At 58.9% G+C, this 17,911-nt stretch carries 15 protein-coding genes and 2 pseudogenes; 6 read left to right on the forward strand and 11 right to left on the reverse strand.

What is annotated here, in order from left to right; genetic code table 11:
* Positions 1-41: 41 nt before the first annotated feature.
* The 4 genes from thyA to rppH form a co-directional block, all read right to left on the reverse strand.
* The gene (gene thyA / locus ABLV04_RS11965) at positions 42-836 is read right to left on the reverse strand and encodes a thymidylate synthase (RefSeq protein WP_023319077.1); all 795 of its coding nucleotides are present in this window, start codon (positions 834-836) and stop codon (positions 42-44) included.
* A gap of 6 nt (positions 837-842) precedes the next feature.
* Positions 843-1,718, reverse strand: coding sequence for a prolipoprotein diacylglyceryl transferase (gene lgt, locus ABLV04_RS11970; protein ID WP_004205445.1), 876 nt, complete (start codon positions 1,716-1,718; stop codon positions 843-845).
* Between the two features lie 244 nt (positions 1,719-1,962).
* Positions 1,963-4,209, reverse strand: a complete 2,247-nt coding sequence (gene ptsP / locus ABLV04_RS11975; protein WP_023290901.1) for a phosphoenolpyruvate--protein phosphotransferase — start codon at positions 4,207-4,209, stop codon at positions 1,963-1,965.
* Between the two features lie 12 nt (positions 4,210-4,221).
* Complete coding sequence (rppH, locus tag ABLV04_RS11980; protein ID WP_004205443.1) at positions 4,222-4,752, reverse strand: RNA pyrophosphohydrolase; 531 nt, start codon at positions 4,750-4,752, stop codon at positions 4,222-4,224.
* A gap of 453 nt (positions 4,753-5,205) precedes the next feature.
* Between rppH and ABLV04_RS11985 the strand changes: the two are divergent.
* The 5 genes and pseudogenes from ABLV04_RS11985 to ABLV04_RS12005 form a co-directional block, all read left to right on the forward strand.
* Positions 5,206-5,346, forward strand: a pseudogene (locus tag ABLV04_RS11985) (hypothetical protein); the annotation flags it as partial.
* Positions 5,347-5,434: 88 nt separating this feature from the next.
* Positions 5,435-6,130, forward strand: coding sequence for a DNA mismatch repair endonuclease MutH (gene mutH / locus ABLV04_RS11990; protein WP_048298206.1), 696 nt, complete (start codon positions 5,435-5,437; stop codon positions 6,128-6,130).
* A gap of 63 nt (positions 6,131-6,193) precedes the next feature.
* The gene (locus ABLV04_RS11995) at positions 6,194-6,907 is read left to right on the forward strand and encodes a TerC family protein (protein WP_348815769.1); all 714 of its coding nucleotides are present in this window, start codon (positions 6,194-6,196) and stop codon (positions 6,905-6,907) included.
* Positions 6,908-7,030: 123 nt separating this feature from the next.
* Positions 7,031-7,249 (forward strand): YgdI/YgdR family lipoprotein, encoded by a 219-nt coding sequence (locus tag ABLV04_RS12000; RefSeq protein WP_002915974.1) that lies wholly within the window; start codon positions 7,031-7,033, stop codon positions 7,247-7,249.
* A 221-nt stretch (positions 7,250-7,470) separates the two neighbouring features.
* Complete coding sequence (locus tag ABLV04_RS12005) at positions 7,471-8,511, forward strand: NADP(H)-dependent aldo-keto reductase (RefSeq protein WP_008806332.1); 1,041 nt, start codon at positions 7,471-7,473, stop codon at positions 8,509-8,511.
* Between the two features lie 198 nt (positions 8,512-8,709).
* Here the strand turns inward: ABLV04_RS12005 and lplT are convergent, their stop codons facing one another.
* The 3 genes and pseudogenes from lplT to ABLV04_RS12020 form a co-directional block, all read right to left on the reverse strand.
* Positions 8,710-9,903 carry a lysophospholipid transporter LplT gene (gene lplT / locus ABLV04_RS12010; RefSeq protein ID WP_023290904.1) on the reverse strand — a complete coding sequence of 398 codons (1,194 nt, stop codon included), beginning with the start codon at positions 9,901-9,903 and terminating at the stop codon, positions 8,710-8,712.
* Positions 9,896-12,055, reverse strand: coding sequence for a bifunctional acyl-ACP--phospholipid O-acyltransferase/long-chain-fatty-acid--ACP ligase (gene aas, locus ABLV04_RS12015; protein ID WP_023290905.1), 2,160 nt, complete (start codon positions 12,053-12,055; stop codon positions 9,896-9,898). Before aas ends, lplT begins: the two co-directional genes overlap by 8 nt.
* Before the next feature lie 262 nt (positions 12,056-12,317).
* Positions 12,318-12,582: pseudogene (locus tag ABLV04_RS12020) on the reverse strand (hypothetical protein).
* A 93-nt stretch (positions 12,583-12,675) separates the two neighbouring features.
* Here ABLV04_RS12020 and galR point away from each other — a divergent pair.
* A complete protein-coding gene (galR, locus tag ABLV04_RS12025) occupies positions 12,676-13,692 on the forward strand; it encodes an HTH-type transcriptional regulator GalR (protein WP_002915981.1) in 1,017 nt (338 codons plus the stop codon).
* Here the strand turns inward: galR and ABLV04_RS12030 are convergent.
* From ABLV04_RS12030 to ABLV04_RS12045, 4 genes are all read right to left on the reverse strand, one after another.
* Positions 13,653-14,132, reverse strand: coding sequence for a GNAT family N-acetyltransferase (locus tag ABLV04_RS12030; RefSeq protein WP_060592051.1), 480 nt, complete (start codon positions 14,130-14,132; stop codon positions 13,653-13,655). The genes galR and ABLV04_RS12030 overlap by 40 nt on opposite strands.
* Entirely contained in the window at positions 14,129-14,902 is a 774-nt protein-coding gene (locus tag ABLV04_RS12035) for a GntR family transcriptional regulator (protein WP_004205433.1), read from the reverse strand. Before ABLV04_RS12035 ends, ABLV04_RS12030 begins: the two co-directional genes overlap by 4 nt.
* A gap of 67 nt (positions 14,903-14,969) precedes the next feature.
* On the reverse strand, positions 14,970-16,397 hold the full coding sequence (locus ABLV04_RS12040) for a glycoside hydrolase family 1 protein (protein ID WP_023290907.1): 1,428 nt from the start codon (positions 16,395-16,397) through the stop codon (positions 14,970-14,972).
* 7 nt (positions 16,398-16,404) lie between these two features.
* Entirely contained in the window at positions 16,405-17,742 is a 1,338-nt protein-coding gene (locus tag ABLV04_RS12045) for a PTS transporter subunit EIIC (RefSeq protein ID WP_023290908.1), read from the reverse strand.
* Between the last annotated feature and the right edge of the window lie 169 nt (positions 17,743-17,911).

The following is a 17,911-nucleotide window of genomic DNA, read 5'->3' on the forward strand; positions in this document are numbered from 1 at the left end:
CGGCGCCATTGGACGCCGGTTGGTCATATCTGCAGAGGGGGTTAAATCGCCACTGGCGCTTTGATTCCCGGGTGCGGATCGTAACCTTCAATCTCGAAGTCTTCAAAGCGGTAGTCGAAGATCGACGCGGGCTTGCGTTTGATGACCAGCTTCGGCAACGGACGCGGTTCGCGGCTCAGCTGCAGATTGGTCTGCTCGAGATGGTTGCTGTACAGATGGGTATCGCCACCGGTCCAGACGAAATCGCCGACCTGCAGATCGCACTGCTGCGCCACCATATGCACCAGCAGCGCGTAGCTGGCGATGTTGAACGGCAGGCCGAGGAAGACGTCGCAGGAGCGCTGATACAGCTGGCAGGAGAGCTTGCCGTCGGCGACATAGAACTGGAAGAAGGCGTGGCACGGCGCCAGGGCCATCTTATCCAGCTCGCCGACGTTCCACGCCGAAACGATGATCCGGCGGGAGTCCGGGTCGTTTTTCAGCTGGTCCATCACCGTGCTGATCTGGTCGATATGACGACCGTCCGGCGCAGGCCAGGAACGCCACTGTTTGCCGTAAACCGGCCCCAGGTCGCCATTTTCATCTGCCCACTCGTCCCAGATGGTGACGTTGTTGTCGTGCAGATAGGCGATGTTGGTGTCACCCTGCAGGAACCACAGCAGTTCATGGATGATGGAGCGTAAATGACAGCGCTTGGTGGTCACCAGCGGGAAGCCTTCCTGCAGGTTAAAACGCATCTGATGGCCGAAAATAGAGATCGTGCCAGTGCCGGTGCGGTCATTTTTTGGCGTGCCCTCGGCGAGCACTTTCTGCATCAAATCAAGATACTGTTTCATGGTTCCTCAAGAATTCAGTTGCTGCGGACGGTGGCGGTAAGCCCAAACCATCATGATGATACCCGCAAGCACCATCGGGATCGAAAGAATCTGCCCCATGCTGATGTACTGCACCCAGCCGCCGGTGAACTGTGCGTCGGGCTGGCGGAAGAATTCCACGATAATGCGGAACAGGCCGTAGCCAATCAGGAACAGGCCGGAAACGGAACCGGTCGGGCGCGGTTTACGGATAAACAGGTTCAGGATCAGGAACAGCACCACGCCTTCCAGCGCCAGCTCGTACAGCTGCGACGCGTGGCGCGGCAGCGCGCCATAGGTATCAAACAGCGATTGCCATTCCGGGTGGGTCGGCAGCAGCGCCAGGTCTTCAGCACGGGAGCCCGGGAAAATCATCGTGTAGTGGAAGCTCGGGTCCACGCGGCCCCACAGCTCGCCGTTGATAAAGTTGCCCAGACGCCCGGCGCCAAGGCCAAACGGGATCAGCGGCGCGATAAAATCGGAGACCTGGAAGAAGGTCCGTTTGGTGCGTCTGGCGAAGATAATCATCACCAGGATCACGCCGATCAGGCCGCCGTGGAACGACATGCCGCCGTCCCAGACGCGGAACAGATACAACGGATCGGCAAGAAAGACCGGCAGGTTGTAGAACAGCACGTAGCCGATACGGCCGCCCAGGAAGACGCCGAGGAAGCCCGCGTAAAGCAGGTTTTCCACTTCATTTTTCGTCCAGCCGCTGCCCGGACGATTCGCCCGACGGGTGGCCAGCCACATCGCAAAGACAAAGCCCACCAGGTACATTAAACCGTACCAGTGGAGGGAGACCGGGCCTAGAGAAAAAATGACCGGATCGAACTCCGGAAAATGCAGGTAGCCACTATTCATCTGTCACCATAAAGACTTGTTATTCCGCCGAAAGTGGACAGCGGTGATGATCCATGCCCGATTAAAACGGGCACGCCGAAGGAGGCGAATCATAGCATAAGCCTGGGGTGCGATCCGCGCCGGCGTGTAAAAGATATGTATACGGATGCTAATAGAATGCCGTTTTCCCGGTGGTATCCTATTTTGCCGGAGGGTGCGAACAGAGGATTCCCGGGTTACGGCTTACGCCTCACCCGGGCTACCGCTACCGCCCGCCGCGGATCAGGCCGCCGAGACCGCGCCGCTCCATAAAGGCCGCCACCTGATGGCGCACCTCGGCGGTCATCTGGGCTTCGAGGCTGCGACGCGACAGCTCCTGCGCCTCTTCGATATCGATGCGGCGCAGCAGATATTTCACCCTCGCCACCGAGCGGCCGTTCATCGACAGATGGCGATAACCGAGACCGATGAGGATCGTCACGCACATCGGGTCGCCTGCCATCTCGCCGCACAGTCGCAGATCGATGCCAAAGCGCTCCGCGTCATGGGCGATCATCGCCAGCGCCCGCAATACCGCAGGATGCAGGCTGTCATACATGCTGGCGACCCGGGTATTGTTACGGTCGACGGCCAGCAGGTACTGGGTCAGGTCGTTCGTGCCTACCGAGATAAAATCGATCCGGCTGGCCAGCTGCGGCAGCATAAAGACCATCGACGGCACCTCCAGCATCACCCCCAGACGCGGACGCGGGATGGCGTAGCCGATCATCTCTTCGACTTCCCGGCTGGCGCGATCGATCAGCCGACGGGCCTCATCGACCTCTTCCAGACTGGTCACCATCGGCAGCAAAATGCTGAGGTTGCCGGTGGCGGCGTTGGCGCGCAGCATCGCTCGCACCTGGATCAAAAAGATCTCCGGCTGATCGAGGGTGATGCGGATCCCGCGCCAGCCAAGGCACGGGTTCTCTTCACTGATCGGCATGTACGGCAGCTGTTTATCCGCGCCGATGTCCAGAGTACGCAGGGTCACCGGTTTGCTGTTAAACATCTGCAGCATGCCCTGATACTGGGCGACCTGCTCCTCTTCTGAGGGGAAGCCGCTCTGCAGCATAAAAGGAATTTCGGTACGGTACAGACCAATACCGTCAACAAAGCTGCCGAGCTTCTCTTCGTGCTCCGGGCTTAAGCCGGCGTTGAGCATGACTTTCACCCGTTCGCCGCTTTTCAGCTCCGATGCGCGCTGGAGATCGTCCTCCGCCAGGCGGCTGAGCTCGTTCTCTTCGCTGATAAGCCGCTGATATTCCTGCAACAGAACAGGTTCAGGATCCACCAGCAGCTCGCCGCGATAGCCATCGACAATCAGCGTATGGCCATGCAGCAGCGAGGGCTGAATATCGGCGCCCATCACCGTTGGGATGCCAAGGGCCCGCACCATAATGGCGGCATGGGAGTTGGCAGCGCCATCGCGCACCACCACGCCGGCCAGACGATCCTGCGGCACCTCGGCGAGGGTGGTGGCCGACAGCTCGTCCGCCACGAGGATAATGCGCGCCGGCCAGGTGTTAGGTCCCTGAATACTGTCGTCGAGATGGAACAGCAGACGCTGACCCAGCGTGCGCAGGTCGCCGGCCCGTTCTTTTAGATAGCCGTCGCTCAGCGCGGCAAACTGTTCGGCGAACTTCTCGATGATCTTTTTGACCGCCCACTCGGCGACGGCGCCTTTGTCGACTTCGGCAAAGAGCTCGCGACGCAGGCGGGCGTCGGAGAGCAGGTGCGAGTAGAGATCGAAGATCGCCGCCGTCTCTTTTTGCGCGCCGGCGGCGTAGCGTTTGCTGTAGCGACGAAACTCGTTGGCCGCTTCTTCCAGCGCGCCGGTCAGGCGTTCACGTTCCGAGGCGGTGTCCAGCGTCGAGGCTTCATACACCTGCTCCATCAGCGGCAGGCTGACGTCCATCCAGCCCTCGGCGATCGCCACCCCGGAAGAGGCCGGCAGAGCGCGAATGCGCGTCTGACGATACTGACCGAACAGGGCGTTCAGCTGGGACTGGGAGAGGATCGCCGCCATCTGGGTGGCGAGAGTGACGAGGAAAGACTCTTCGCTTTCATCAAACTGGCGCAGCTCACGCTGCTGGACCACCAGCACGCCCAACAGCTGGCGGCGCTGGATGATCGGCACGCCAAGGAAGGCGCGGAAGCGGTCCTCTTTGACGGCGGGAATATACTTGAAGCTGGGGTGTTTTTGCGCATCGGCGAGGTTGATGGGCTCCGCCAGGCGGCCAACCAGCCCCACCAGGCCTTCATCGAACGCCAGCGCAACGGTGCGCCCGCGAGGTTTTTTTAACCCGCGGGTAGCCATCAGGTAATAGCAGCGTCGATCATTGTCAGCCAGGTAAACCGAGCAGACTTCCGTCTCCATCGCCTGGCAGACATCCGTCACCAGAATATCCAGCGCCTCGTTTAAACGCGGCGCACTCGCGACCTTCTCGACTATTTCTCGCAACCGAGTGAGCATAATGTGCGTGGCTTAACCTCTTTTACGTCGATAAGCAGGCGCGCTTTGCGGCTTAGGTGCGCTCTCCGCCAGCGACATAGTGACGCTGGCGAACTCTTTCATCACCCGGCGGTAGACGTCGCGTTTGAACGACACCACCTGACGCACCGGGTACCAGTAACTCACCCAGCGCCAGCCATCAAATTCAGGTGTGCTGCTGGTTTGCATATTGATGTCCGCGTCGTTACCGATCAACTGCAAAAGAAACCACTTTTGTTTCTGGCCGATACAAACCGGCTTTGTGTCCCAACGCACCAAACGTTTAGGCAACTTGTAACGCAGCCAGTTACGGGTTGAGGCAAGGATCCGCACATCTTTACGGCTTAACCCGACCTCTTCAAACAATTCCCGATACATCGCCTGCTCTGCGGATTCTCCTGGATTTATGCCCCCTTGCGGGAACTGCCACGAGTGCTGACCATAGCGTCGGGCCCACATGACCTGGCCCTGACGATTACAGATTACAATACCGACATTTGGGCGGTAGCCATCGTCATCAATCACCGGACTACCTCAAGATAAGCTTCAATGTGAATGATTGTTTCACACTCGTCGGAAACGGTAAACCACTCTGTTCGCACACTGAGAACGGATAACATTTGAATAACTCACAGTAATTGCCAGAGTTATAAACAGCGAAAGCGCCCGGCGTCCGATTTTATTCACTTTTTCTGTGGATAGAGTTGTGAAGAAGTACGGAATTAACCCGGGAAAACCCGGAGTAATCTGAACATCGCACTGCTAGCACCTTATAATAATGATAGCATATTCATTAAGTTAGAATATATTCCTTTCACTTATTACAGCATAACGTGACGATCATCACACATGCGATCCGCCGACTGATGAAAGATCGAGCAATGTCGATTTTATCCACAGATTACGCGCAGGTCGCGGGCATATTTTCTCTAAAAATTCGATTTTCGTCGCACGTCAAGGCTGTAAATCGAACCAGTAGTGGGGCTTTTCCCCAGTTATCCCACTTTTCTGTGGATAACATGGTGTAAGATCCTGTTTATTGTCAGTGACCAGTTCTGGAAAACCTGTTTTCATGGTTTTCACCTGCCGCGTAATGACCTTAAAAAATCATATAAATCATGGGATTGGTATAGTTACTCAGAAAACGATAAACTCTATCCACAACGCGCAAAATTAGCGCTCATTTTTTAACCAAAGGTGTCGCCCTATGCCCGCTATCGCTCCGCTCTCCTCTCCGCCGCAAAGTCAGGAACAGCTGTTGGCCCAGGCCCGCCAGCTGGCCGGCTATACGCTGGGTGAGCTGGCGGCGCTGGCCGGGATCCCCATTCCCCGCGATCTGAAACGTGATAAAGGCTGGACGGGCATCCTGCTGGAGCTGTGGCTGGGGGCCAGCGCGGGCAGTAAACCCGAGCAGGATTTCGCCGCGCTGGGGGTGGAGCTCAAAACGATCCCTATCGACAGCCGGGGCCGTCCGCTGGAGACCACTTTTGTCTGCGTCGCCCCGTTAACTGGCAATAGCGGCGTCACCTGGGAGAGCAGCCATGTGCGGCATAAGCTGCAGCGAGTCCTGTGGATCCCTGTGGAGGGAGAGCGCGCCATTCCTCTGGCGGCGCGGCGCGTCGGCGCACCGCTGCTGTGGAGTCCGGACGAAGAAGAGGAGCGCCAGCTGCGCATGGACTGGGAAGAGCTGATGGATCTTATTGTCCTCGGTGAGGTGGAGCGCATTACCGCCCGCCACGGCGAGGTGCTACAGCTAAGACCGAAAGCGGCCAACAGCAAGGCGTTGACCGAAGCCATCGGCGCCCGCGGGGAGACGATCCTCACGCTGCCGCGCGGCTTCTACCTGAAAAAGAATTTTACCGCCGCCCTGCTCGCCCGCCATTTTTTGTTACAACACGATTAATTTTTTGTTCTGCGTTGGGGCTTGCATATAATTGCTGCTTTCTATTTTGCAGGACTTTGAACAATGTTATTTGCATGGATAACCGATCCTAACGCCTGGCTGGCGCTGGGCACCTTGACGCTGCTGGAGATCGTGCTCGGGATCGATAATATTATTTTTCTCTCTCTGGTTGTGGCCAAGCTCCCCACCGCCCAGCGCGCCCACGCGCGACGGATCGGTTTAATGGGGGCGATGGTCATGCGCCTGGCGCTGCTGGCCTCTATCGCCTGGGTCGTTAAGCTGACCAACCCGCTCTTTACCGTCCTCGGTCAGGAGATTTCGTTTCGCGATCTGATCTTGCTGTTTGGCGGACTGTTCCTTATCTGGAAAGCCAGTAAAGAGATCCATGAATCTATCGAAGGCGAAGAGGAGGGGCTGAAAACTAACGTTCACTCCTTCCTCGGCGCCATCGTGCAAATCATGCTGCTGGACATCATCTTTAGCCTCGACTCGGTGATCACCGCCGTCGGCCTGTCGGATCATCTGTTTATTATGATGGCGGCGGTTGTGATTGCGGTGGGGGTCATGATGTTCGCCGCGCGACCTATCGGCGATTTTGTTGACCGTCATCCGTCGGTGAAAATGCTGGCGCTGTCGTTTCTGATCCTCGTCGGCTTTACCCTGATGCTGGAAAGTTTCGACGTCCATGTGCCGAAGGGATACATCTACTTCGCGATGTTCTTCTCTATTGCGGTGGAGATTCTTAACCTGCTGCGCAATAAGAAAAACCCGCTGTAAACCACAAAATTGCAGCCTGGTCACAGGCTGCAACCCTTTTTCAGACTTTACTGCTTTTTATGTCTCACAAATCAGGCTATTAATAGACAGGTATGGGGTGCAGCTACTCAAGAGGTGATGACGATGAAAAAATGGGCAGTATTGATTTCCGCCGTAGGACTGGCGTTCTCGGTTTCCGGTTGCAGCAGCGATTACGTCATGGCGACCAAAGATGGGCGAATGATCCTGACCGACGGTAAACCCACCGTGGATGACGATACCGGTCTTATCAGCTACGAAGATCAGCAGGGTAATAAAATGCAGATCAATCGTGACGACGTTTCACAAATCATTAAGCGTTAATTTTTCCCCGTCGGCCCCAGCCTCTGTTGACGCTGCGCTTACCGACAACCAGTCTTCTGAGAAGAGTCGGGACACACCAGGACACCGCGGGTTTCACCCACCGCACCTCCTCGTCACCCGGCTTTTTTGATTTTTTTACTTCCTCTTTTTCTCACCCTCTGCCATGTTGATACTCCTTTGTCGGGGAATGCCTGACCTTATAAATAAAAAGGAAGCTGGCTATGCAGTATCACCGTATCCCACACAGTTCACTTGAAATCAGCACCCTCGGGCTGGGAACCATGACCTTTGGCGAGCAGAACAGCGAGGCCGATGCCCATCAGCAGCTCGACTATGCGGTCGCCAACGGCATCAATCTGATCGATGTCGCTGAAATGTACCCTGTCCCGCCGCGCCCGGAAACTCAGGGGCTGACCGAAACCTACGTCGGCAACTGGCTGGCGAAACGCGGCAATCGCGAAAAGCTGGTGCTCGCCTCGAAGGTCAGCGGGCCCGCGCGTAATAACGACAGCAGTATTCGACCAAACCACGTCCTGGACCGGAAAAATATCCGCGAGGCGCTGCACGCCAGTCTGAAGCGTCTGCAGACCGATTATCTCGACCTGTATCAGGTACACTGGCCGCAGCGCCCCACTAACTGCTTTGGCAAGCTGGGCTACACCTGGGCCGACGCCGCCCCCGCGGTGACCCTGCTGGATACCCTCGAGGCGCTGACCGAGTTCCAGCGCGCCGGCAAGATCCGCTACATCGGCGTGTCGAACGAAACCGCCTTCGGCGTGATGCGTTATCTGCACCTGGCGGATAAGCACGACCTGCCGCGGATCGTGACCATTCAGAACCCCTACAGCCTGCTGAACCGCAGCTTTGAAGTCGGCCTGGCGGAAGTGAGCCAGTTCGAAGGCGTGGAGCTGCTGGCTTACTCCTGCCTGGCTTTCGGCACCCTGACCGGGAAGTACCTCAACGGCGCGAAGCCGGCGGGGGCGCGCAATACGCTGTTCAGCCGCTTTACGCGCTACAGCAGCGAGCAGTCGCAGAAAGCGGTGGCGGCGTACGTGGATATCGCCAAACGCCACGGCCTCGATCCGGCGCAAATGGCGCTGGCCTTTGTGCGTCGGCAGCCGTTTGTCGCTAGCACCCTGCTGGGGGCGACGACCATGGCGCAGCTGCAGGCCAACGTGGAAAGTTTACAGCTTGAGCTGAGCGAAGAGGTATTAGCGGAGATTGAAGCGGTGCATCAGGTTTATACCTACCCGGCACCGTAGCACGACCTGTCGACGCCGGCTTCTGGCGTCGCGTTGTTGCCCGGTGGCGGCTACGCCTTACCGGGCCTACGCTACCCCGGTCGGGTAGCCACCTCAGCAGCCGCGGTAGCCCGGGTCAGGCGCAAGCCGCAACCCGGGATTTCCCTCTGCCCGCGCGCCTGGCAGGGGTTACGATTTCGAGTCAACCGCGACGAGAAGTTATTTACGCCGCCCCCAGACCCACAGCGCGGCGATGGCCACGGCAAACACCGCGCCAAAACCTATCCCCACGGCGACCGGCGGAACGCCCACGCTCACCGCCAGGGAATAGAGCCCCAGCATCAGCAGCATCGCCACGTTTTCGCCCAGGTTCTGTACCGCAATCGCGTTACCCGCCCCGACCGAGTGTTTCCCGCGCTCCTGCAGCAGCGCATTCAGCGGCACGATAAAGAAGCCGCCGAACACCCCGAGCAGCAGTAACAGTCCGAACGCCGGCAGCAGCGACTGCTGCACCGCAAACGCCATTACCGCAATACCGATCAATATCCCGGCCGGCATACAGCGCGACACCGTCTCCAGAGTCACCAGCTTCGCCGCCGCCCCGGCCCCCAGCACAATCCCCACCGCCACCATCGCATTAAGATAGGTGGGCATGGCGTTGCTGGTAATGCCCAGCGCTACCGGCACCCAGATCACCAGCAGGAAGCGCAGGGTCACGCCAGCGCCCCAGAACAGGCTGGTGCCCATCAGCGAAAAGCGGGTTTCGCCGTTGCGCCACAGCGTGCGGCAGGCGCTGAAGAAGCTGTGCGTCATCGGCTTAAAACGCCATGACTGCCCCGGACGCGCCGCCGGCAGCCTGGGTATCCACAGGTTAGCCACCACCGCCCCGCCGTAGACCAGCGCGCAGACGATCAGCGCCGCCAGCACGTGCCAGTCGGCGAGGATCCCGCCGGCCATGGAGCCCAGCAGGATCGCCGCGATGGTCGAGGACTCCATCAGTCCGTTAGCCTTCACTAACTTATCGCCGGTGGTCAGTTCGCCGAGAATGCCATACTTGGCCGGCGAATAGGCGGCGGCGCCAATCCCCACCAGCGTATAGCCGATAAACGGATTAACGCCGAAGCAGATGCAGCCGGCGCCGAGCAGCTTCAGGCCGTTGGCCACCATCATCACCCGGCCTTTGGCAAAGCTGTCGGCGAACTGGCCGACAAAGGGAGCAAACAGGATGTAAGCGCCCACAAACAACATCTGCAGGACCGGCTGGCTCCACTCCGGATAATAAAGCTGCTTCATCAGCGCCAGGGTGGCGAAGAGAAGCGCATTGTCGCCGAAGGCCGACAGGAACTGGGCGCAGATCACCGCCATCATCCCTTTTGAATACAGCGAAGGGTTAGTATGCACTGACTCACTCATGGGTTGTTTCCGCCTCGTCGACCATGTTTTTCAGGGTGACATAGTCTGGCTTGCCGCTGCCGAGCACCGGCAGCTGTTTCAGCCAGCGTATATCGCGCGGCACCGCCAGCTCCGGTACGCCGTGCTGGCGAGCGTAGCGCAGCAGGGCTTCGCGAGTCAGTTCATTATCGGTGGTAAACAGCACCAGCGCCTCGCCTTTGCTGGCGTCCTGTTTAATCGCCGTGGCGTGCATTTTGTCCGGCGATGCGCCGAGGGCCACCTGCTCCACCATCTCAAGAGAGATCATTTCGCCAGCGATTTTGGCGAAGCGCTTCGCGCGGCCCTGGATGCGGACATAGCCCTGCTCGTCGAAGGTGACGATATCGCCGGTGTCATACCAACCCGCTTCCTTTTCGCCGTGCTGATTTTCCGCCGTCGGCGCTTCCAGCACCCCGGGATTTTCCACCCGCAGGTAGCCTTTCATAATGTTCGGCCCTTTCAGCTGCAGCCGCCCCCCTTGCTCAATGCCAGGCATCGCCAGCAGGCGGGCGTCCATCCCCGGCAGGATACGCCCCACGGTGCCGACCTTCGCCGCCATCGGCACGTTGATCGAGACCACCGGGGCGCACTCGGTCACGCCATAACCTTCGAGAATGCGCAGGCCGAATTTATCCTGCCACAGCTGTTTGGTGCTCTCCTGCAGCTTCTCCGCCCCGGCGACCACATAGCGCAGACGATAGAAATCATAGGGGTTAGCGAAGCGGGCATAGTTGGCGAGGAAGGTCGAGGTGCCGAACAGCACTGTGCAGTTGCGATCGTAGACCAGCTCCGGCACCACGCGATAGTGCAGCGGGCTGGGATAGAGAAACACCTCCGCACCGGTAAGCAGCGGCGTCAGCAGACCGACGGTGAGGCCAAAGGAGTGGAACAGCGGCAGCGCCGACATAAAGCGGTCATTAGCGGTAAAGTCGGCAATGGTTTTGATCTGCTCGACGTTGGCCAGCAGACTTTTATGGCTGTGCACCACCCCTTTCGGATTGCCCTCCGAGCCGGAGGTGAAGAGGATCATCGCCGCGTCTTCCGGCTGCTGCTTAACCTGCGCCAGACGCGGCGCCAGCAGATGGCCGAAAATCCACAGTTTGTCCGCAGGGGTGATATCGCCTTTGAGATCTTCCAGGAACACCCAGCGCACCTGGGTCAGCTGCTCCGGCAGGTGCCAGAGCTTGCCTTTATCGAGAAAGGTGCGCGAGGTAAAAATGGTGTTGAGTTCCGCGGCGGCGATGGCGCTGCTGAGCCCTTTCACCCCGGCGGTATAGTTCATCATCGCCGGAATGCGCCCGCGGGCGATCGCGCCGAAAATCACCGCCGCGCTGATGCCGGCGTTGGGCAGCATCAGACCGATCTTCTCGCCCTGCTGGCTGTATTTTTCCAGAATGCGGGCGACAAACAGGGTTTTGGTCAGCAGCTTGCGATAGGTATCCGGCTGGAAGTTGATATCCTCCACGCAGGGTTTGCGCGCGCCGAAGCGGTCCTGCGCCGCCAGCAGCGACTCATACAGGGTTTCCCGCGGACGCACCGCCATCCGGGCTTCCATCATGATCTGATGCAGCATTTCTCCGGCGATTTTGCGCCGGTCGCGGGCGCGCGGCGCCTCAGGCATCGGCAGATGGGTGGGCGGCAGCAGATGCAGCTGAATACGCGGGAACAGGCGACGTTTCACCAGCCCCTTCAGTCGGCTAAAGGGCGTCAGCTCAGCGCCTTCAATGCGCAGCGGCACGATGGTCGCCTGCGATTTGGCGGCGACAAAGGCGGCGCCGTCATAAATTTTCATCAGCGAGCCGCTGACCGAAATTCGCCCTTCCGGGAAGATGACCACCGGCCGCCCCTGTTCAATCAGGCGCACCAGATGTTTGATCGACATCGGTTTGGTCGGGTCCAGCGGCACAAAATCGATAATCGGCGTCAGCGCGCGCATAAACCAGCGCTGGCTGATTGAGGTATAGACGGCAAAAACCGGTCGGACCGGCAAAAACAGCGCCAGCAGAATGCCGTCGAGGAACGAGACGTGGTTCGGGGTAATTAAGACTTTTTGCTGGTGCAAAGCCTGCGTGTCGCCGGTCAGTCTGACCCGGTATAACCCCTTGAACAGCAGTCTGAAAAATCCCAAAAGCATAACAACTCCATGTGACCGGTGATGAGTCAAAGCAGGTTACACGAGAAGGCGTGGGAAAGCAGTGCAGCGGGGGGATTTTCAGAATAAAAAAAACCTGCGCATCCGCGCAGGCTGGTGTAAGACGTCCAGTACGAAGAGCGTACCTGAGAAACTCACCTATCAATACCTCTGGGATCTCGATTGTCGCGTTTTTCGCCCGCTTCGGGCCAGCGGGAAAACGCAAGGGAGTGAGCCTAAGTGCAACCATTTATTACGATTTTCGCTATCTGTAACAACGCCGGCGACGGGCAAAAAAAAACCTGCGCATCTGCGCAGGCTGGTGTAAATAAAGTGGTCAACATGACGTTGACTCCACCTATCAATACCTCTGGGATAGCCAGAATATCAACCTGCTCGGCGGACAAACCAGCGAACATTCGCAACAGCGCATCGCAAAGTGTAAGCAAAGGTTTGTATTTCCCCGAGCCGGTTTCAATTACTGATAGCGTCAATGTAAACAGGTCACCGATAAGCCCGCTCTGAATCACATTTGCGCCATTCCTTCGCCGCCGCGCCTTGAATCTGCCGCTCTTTCCCGTAACATAGCAGTATGTAAACGCTTACCCTATAAAAGGCATGGTATGGCGACAATTAAGGATGTAGCCCGACTCGCAGGAGTCTCCGTCGCTACCGTCTCCCGCGTCATCAACAACTCTCCCAAAGCCAGCGAAGCCTCGCGTCAGTCCGTGGGCGCGGCGATGGAAACCCTCAACTATCACCCCAACGCGAACGCCCGGGCGCTGGCCCAGCAGTCCACAGAAACCGTCGGCCTGGTGGTGGGTGATGTCTCCGACCCCTTCTTCGGCGCGATGGTCAAAGCCGTCGAACAGGTGGCCTATCGCACCGGCAACTTTTTGCTGATTGGCAATGGCTACCACAACGTGCAGAAGGAGCGCCAGGCGATAGAGCAGCTGATCCGTCACCGCTGCGCGGCGCTGGTGGTGCATGCCAAAATGATCCCCGATGAGGAACTCGCCGGGCTGATGAAGCAGATCCCCGGCATGGTGCTGATCAACCGCATCCTGCCCGGATATGAAACGCGCTGCGTAGCGCTGGACGATCGCTACGGCGCCTGGCTGGCGACCCGCCATCTGATCCAGCAGGGGCACACGCGTATCGGCTACCTGTGCTCAAACCACGATATCTCTGATGCGGAAGATCGCCTGCAGGGGTACTACGCGGCGCTGGAGGAGAGCGGCCTGCCGTGCAACGACCGGCTGGTCACGTTCGCCGAGCCGGATGAAAGCGGCGGCGAACAGGCGATGACCGAACTGCTTGGCCGCGGCCGCCACTTTAGCGCCGTCGCCTGCTATAACGACTCGATGGCCGCCGGCGCGATGGGTGTGCTGAACGACAACGGCATCGACGTCCCGCGGGAAATTTCACTGATCGGCTTCGACGATGTCCTGATTTCGCGCTATGTTCGCCCGCGGCTGACCACCGTCCGCTACCCGATCGTCACGATGGCGACCCAGGCGGCCGAGCTGGCCTTAGCCCTGGCGGAGCAGCGCCCGGCGCCGGAGATCACCCACCTGTTCAGCCCGACGCTGGTGCGCCGTCATTCGGTGGTGGCCCCGCAGGAAGGCGATAAGTCGTAGCGATAGAGATGCACGGCGGTGGCCGGGTAATCCAGCCCCTCGCCGATGTAGCGCCAGCCGAAGCGTTCATAAAAATCGCGGCAGGCGGAGTAGAGATAAAGCTCCCGATAGCCCGCGCGGCGGGCATAATCGATCACATGCCGCTGCAGCTGTCCGGCCAGCCCCTGACCGCGAGCGGCGGGCGCGACGTACAGCGCCGCCAGCCAGGGAAACAGATCCTGGCGGCTGATCAAATCGCAGCGCCAGAGGCCAATCGTTCCCAGCAGCTGCTCCCCTTCCACGGCAATAAAGGTCAGCGGCAGCGCCTCCGCCGTCTGGCTATGCTGCACAATGCTGGCGAAAAACTCCCGCGGCAGCGCCTCGCCGCCAAAGGCCTGCCACAGCCGGTCGGTCACCTCCCGGGCGAACTGCGGCGCGGCATATAGCGGCAGGATCGTCATACCAGCTTCCCCTGAAAAATCGGCACCGAGTCGAACAGATAGCCGTCAAAGTCCGGGGCGTCTTCATCGGACAGCTCCAGCAGACTGTTTTTAACGTTTTCCAGATGCTGCCACATCGCCTGCCAGGCGCCCATCACATCGCGACGCCGCAGCGCGGCAAGCAGGGTCTGCCGGTCGCCGAGCCACTTCAGCCGCCAGGCGCGGCTGGCAATATGCACATTGAACTGCTGCCACAGCGGGCTGCTGTCCATCTGCAGCCAGATCCGCTCCACCGTCGCTAACAGCATCTGGTTCTGCGTCGCCCCGGCCAGCACCAGATGGAACAGACGAGCGTTATCCTGGGCGGTGTCGTTGAGGGCGATTGCCCGCTGCTCCTGCTCGATAATCCGCTTCAGATTATCGATATCGGCGCGGGTGGCCATTTTCGCGGCAAAGGCGGCGATATTGCTCTCCAGCAGCTGGCGCGCCTGGAGAATTTCAAACGGACCAACGTCGCTGCTGAGCAGTTGCTCTTCTTCGCTGTCGTTTTCGTGCGGGATACGCATGACGTACACCCCGGATCCCTGACGGATATCCACCGTCCCCTGCAGCTCCAGCATCAGCAGCGCTTCGCGCACGATGGTCCGGCTGACGCCATAGGTTTCGGCAATATGGCGTTCCGGCGGCAAGCGCGACCCGACCGGGTAGCGCCCCTGCGCGATCTGGGCGCGCAGGTCATCACCAATCTCCTGATAGGGCTTCTTTTCCGGCGGAATTATCGCTTTTTCCACAAAATCACCTGTGCGTTACATGCCTGCGAGTCAAACACGGCGCTATCTTAGCAAATATTGCCCCCGGCTAGCGGTATTCATCATCGATATCCAGCACCAGTTCACGCCGTTCGCCGAGCTGACGAAACCAGTGCGCCGAGGCTTTGGGTCGCCGGGCGCGATGGTTTTGCAGATCGATTTCGATAAGCCCGTAGCGGTTTTTAAAGGCGTTCATCGGCGACACGTTGTCGGTAAACGCCCACAGCATATAGCCCTGGCAGTTGGCCCCTGCCTCGCGGGCGCGCAGGGTGTGCCACAGATGTTCGCTGATAAAACGAATGCGGTAGCTGTCGTCAATGGCGCCTTCGCGGTTACGGAACTGGCCTTCGTTTTCCACCCCCATCCCGCTCTCCGCCACGAACCAGGGAATGTTGCGATAGTCATTTTTTATCCGCATCGCCATATCAAAGATGATTTGCGGGTAGATTTCCCAGCCGCGGGAGGCGTTCATCCGCCGGCCGGGCAGCTCAAACGGCTCATAATACCAGGCCGGATGGAACGGGGTATGCGGATGCCAGGCCCGCGACGGGGCTTTGACCCGGTGCGGATAGTAAAGGTTAATCCCCAGCTCATCGACGGTGTGCTCGCGGATAATCGCCAGATCCTCCGCGCTGGCCTCCCACGTCACCTGATGCTGCTCAAGCAGCGCGAGAAGCGCCGGCGGCCAGACCCCGTGCACCAGCGGGTCGAGAAACATACGGTTGTAGAACAGATCGTAGATCTCCGCCGCGCGCAGGTCATGCGGGGCGCGGGAGCGCGGGTAGGTCACCTCCGGATTGAGGATGCAGCCGACGGTCCCGGGATAGCCTAGCTCGCGAAATCGCTTCACGACGCAAGCGGTCGCCAGCACCTTATGGTAGTTCCACTGCATCCAGGTGCTGGTGTTCTGCTCATAGGGCCAGCGCAGGGCATCAAGATAGACCCGGGTCTGCACCACGATCGGCTCATTAAAGGTAAACCAGCGGGTCACCTTCGGGTGGTAGCGGGCAAAAACCTGCTCCGCGTAGCGCACAAACAGCTCGACCACCGTTTTCGACCCCCAGCCGCCATACTTTTCCAGCAGATAGCCCGGTAGTTCGTAATGCTCAAGGCAGATCATCGGCGTGATGCCGTTGGCCAGCAGCGCATCGAACAGCTGGTCGTAATAGGCCGCATACTCCTCATCCACCGTGACGTTTTCATAGTCGGTCAGAAAGCGCGACCAGTTGATCGAAGTGCGGTAGTGGGTCAGCCCGGCCAGCTTCATCAGTTGCACATCTTCCTGAAAGCGGTTGATAAAATCGGTAGCCACCGCCGGGCCATAGCCGTTATGCCAGACGTGACGGTCGTTTTTGTACCAGAGATCGGGCCAGGAGTCCTGCCCCGGTTTTTTCCCGCTCCAGCCCTCGGTCTGCCAGGCGGAAGCCGCCGCGCCAAGGATAAAATCATCGGGAATAGTCATCCGTACGGTAGTCATAGGCTCCTCAGACAGGGTTGGCGGTCTGTTGATTGTCTGCCTGACGCTGCGCGGCATCGGCACGGCGGGAGGCGATTTTGACGAAAGGCAGATAGATAAGCACCGCGGCCACGATGCAGATCAGCTGGGTGACCACCGCCCCCATCGAGCCGGCGGTGGAGAGCCAGGCGTTGATCAGCGGCGGCGTGGTCCAGGGCACCATCACCACCGCCTTGCCGGCGAAGCCGGTCAGGGTGGCGAAATAGCCGATGCTGCCGGTCACCAGCGGGGTGATGATAAACGGGATGGCGAGGATCGGGTTGAGCATGATCGGCATCCCGAAGATCACCGGCTCGTTAATATTGAACAGCCCCGGGCCTATCGACAGCTTGGCGATCTCTTTCATCTCTTTGCGCCTGGTGGCGATCATCACCGCAATCAGCAGGCCGATGGTCAGCCCCGAGCCGCCGATGCTCATGTAAACATCCCAGAAGGGCATGGTGATGATGTTCGGTACCTCTTTCCCCTGCTCAAAGGCGCTCATATTGACGGTGATCGCCCCCAGCAGCAGCGGCTCGCGGATCGGCTTGATCATCTGGTTGCCGTGAATACCGATCACCCAGAACAGCTGGGCGACGAACATCAGCAGCAGGATCCCCGGCAGGCTCTGCACCACCCGCTCCAGCGGCTGCTGCACCACCTGGTAGACCGCATCGTAGAGATACATTCCCGTCAGCTGGTGGAAGAGAAAACCAAAGGTGGCGATCGCGGTGGTGGTGATGATCGCCGGGATCAGCGCCGAAAAAGAGGCGGAAACGTTCGGCGGCACGGTATCCGGCATCTTGATCTTCAGTCCCTTGCGCCCCTCCAGCCAGCAGTAAATCTCGACCGACAGAATGGCGATGAACATCCCGAGGAACAGGCTGCGGGTGTCGGAGAACTGACGCAGCAGGACATCTTTCACCACGTGCATCTGGCCATCGACCATCATCTCCACCGTGGTCGGCGTGACGCAGATAAAACAGATCACCGCCAACAGGCCGGGAAACAGGCTTTTGATGCCGTTGATCCGCCCCAGCTCAATGCCGATCAGAAACACGGCGCCGATATTGAGGAAGTTGAGCGTGGCGTAGTTCAGCGCGCTGGTGATCGGCTTCAGCGCGGCGAGAAAGGAGAGCGAGGAAAAGCTGGCGAGCCCATTCTTTGGATCCAGCACCATATTGGAGATCAGTACCGAAAAGGCCCCGACGATGATCACCGGCATCAGGGTAATAAACGCCGATTTGATCGCCATAATGTAGCGATAGCTGTTGAATGTCGTCGCGAAACGCCCCAGCGCGTCGATCAGTTTGTCCTGTAATGCCATAAAAGAGTACCTCAGAGTAAAGGGCTTATTGCGGCCAGGTGGACAGCCAGAGACTTTTGGCATACCAAAACATAGTTGCCAGGTAAAAATTGTTCTGTGACAGCGCTCGCAACCCGCTGCGTGGTATCCCAAATATCGATAATAAAAGCTATTGGCATACCAGATAGCG

The organism is Klebsiella sp. JN_Kp127, from assembly GCF_040062505.1.
Classification (GTDB): domain Bacteria; phylum Pseudomonadota; class Gammaproteobacteria; order Enterobacterales; family Enterobacteriaceae; genus Klebsiella; species Klebsiella quasipneumoniae.

Excerpts from the sequence above, each read along its gene's own strand:
- thyA (WP_023319077.1), bottom strand. The coding sequence starts at position 836 with ATGAAACAGTATCTTGATTTGATGCAGAAAGTGCTCGCCGAGGGCACG.
- lgt (WP_004205445.1), bottom strand. The coding sequence starts at position 1,718 with ATGAATAGTGGCTACCTGCATTTTCCGGAGTTCGATCCGGTCATTTTT.
- ptsP (WP_023290901.1), bottom strand. The coding sequence starts at position 4,209 with ATGCTCACTCGGTTGCGAGAAATAGTCGAGAAGGTCGCGAGTGCGCCG.
- mutH (WP_048298206.1), top strand. The coding sequence starts at position 5,435 with ATGCCCGCTATCGCTCCGCTCTCCTCTCCGCCGCAAAGTCAGGAACAG.
- ABLV04_RS11995 (WP_348815769.1), top strand. The coding sequence starts at position 6,194 with ATGTTATTTGCATGGATAACCGATCCTAACGCCTGGCTGGCGCTGGGC.
- ABLV04_RS12000 (WP_002915974.1), top strand. The coding sequence starts at position 7,031 with ATGAAAAAATGGGCAGTATTGATTTCCGCCGTAGGACTGGCGTTCTCG.
- ABLV04_RS12005 (WP_008806332.1), top strand. The coding sequence starts at position 7,471 with ATGCAGTATCACCGTATCCCACACAGTTCACTTGAAATCAGCACCCTC.
- lplT (WP_023290904.1), bottom strand. The coding sequence starts at position 9,903 with ATGAGTGAGTCAGTGCATACTAACCCTTCGCTGTATTCAAAAGGGATG.
- aas (WP_023290905.1), bottom strand. The coding sequence starts at position 12,055 with ATGCTTTTGGGATTTTTCAGACTGCTGTTCAAGGGGTTATACCGGGTC.
- galR (WP_002915981.1), top strand. The coding sequence starts at position 12,676 with ATGGCGACAATTAAGGATGTAGCCCGACTCGCAGGAGTCTCCGTCGCT.
- ABLV04_RS12030 (WP_060592051.1), bottom strand. The coding sequence starts at position 14,132 with ATGACGATCCTGCCGCTATATGCCGCGCCGCAGTTCGCCCGGGAGGTG.
- ABLV04_RS12040 (WP_023290907.1), bottom strand. The coding sequence starts at position 16,397 with ATGACTACCGTACGGATGACTATTCCCGATGATTTTATCCTTGGCGCG.
- ABLV04_RS12045 (WP_023290908.1), bottom strand. The coding sequence starts at position 17,742 with ATGGCATTACAGGACAAACTGATCGACGCGCTGGGGCGTTTCGCGACG.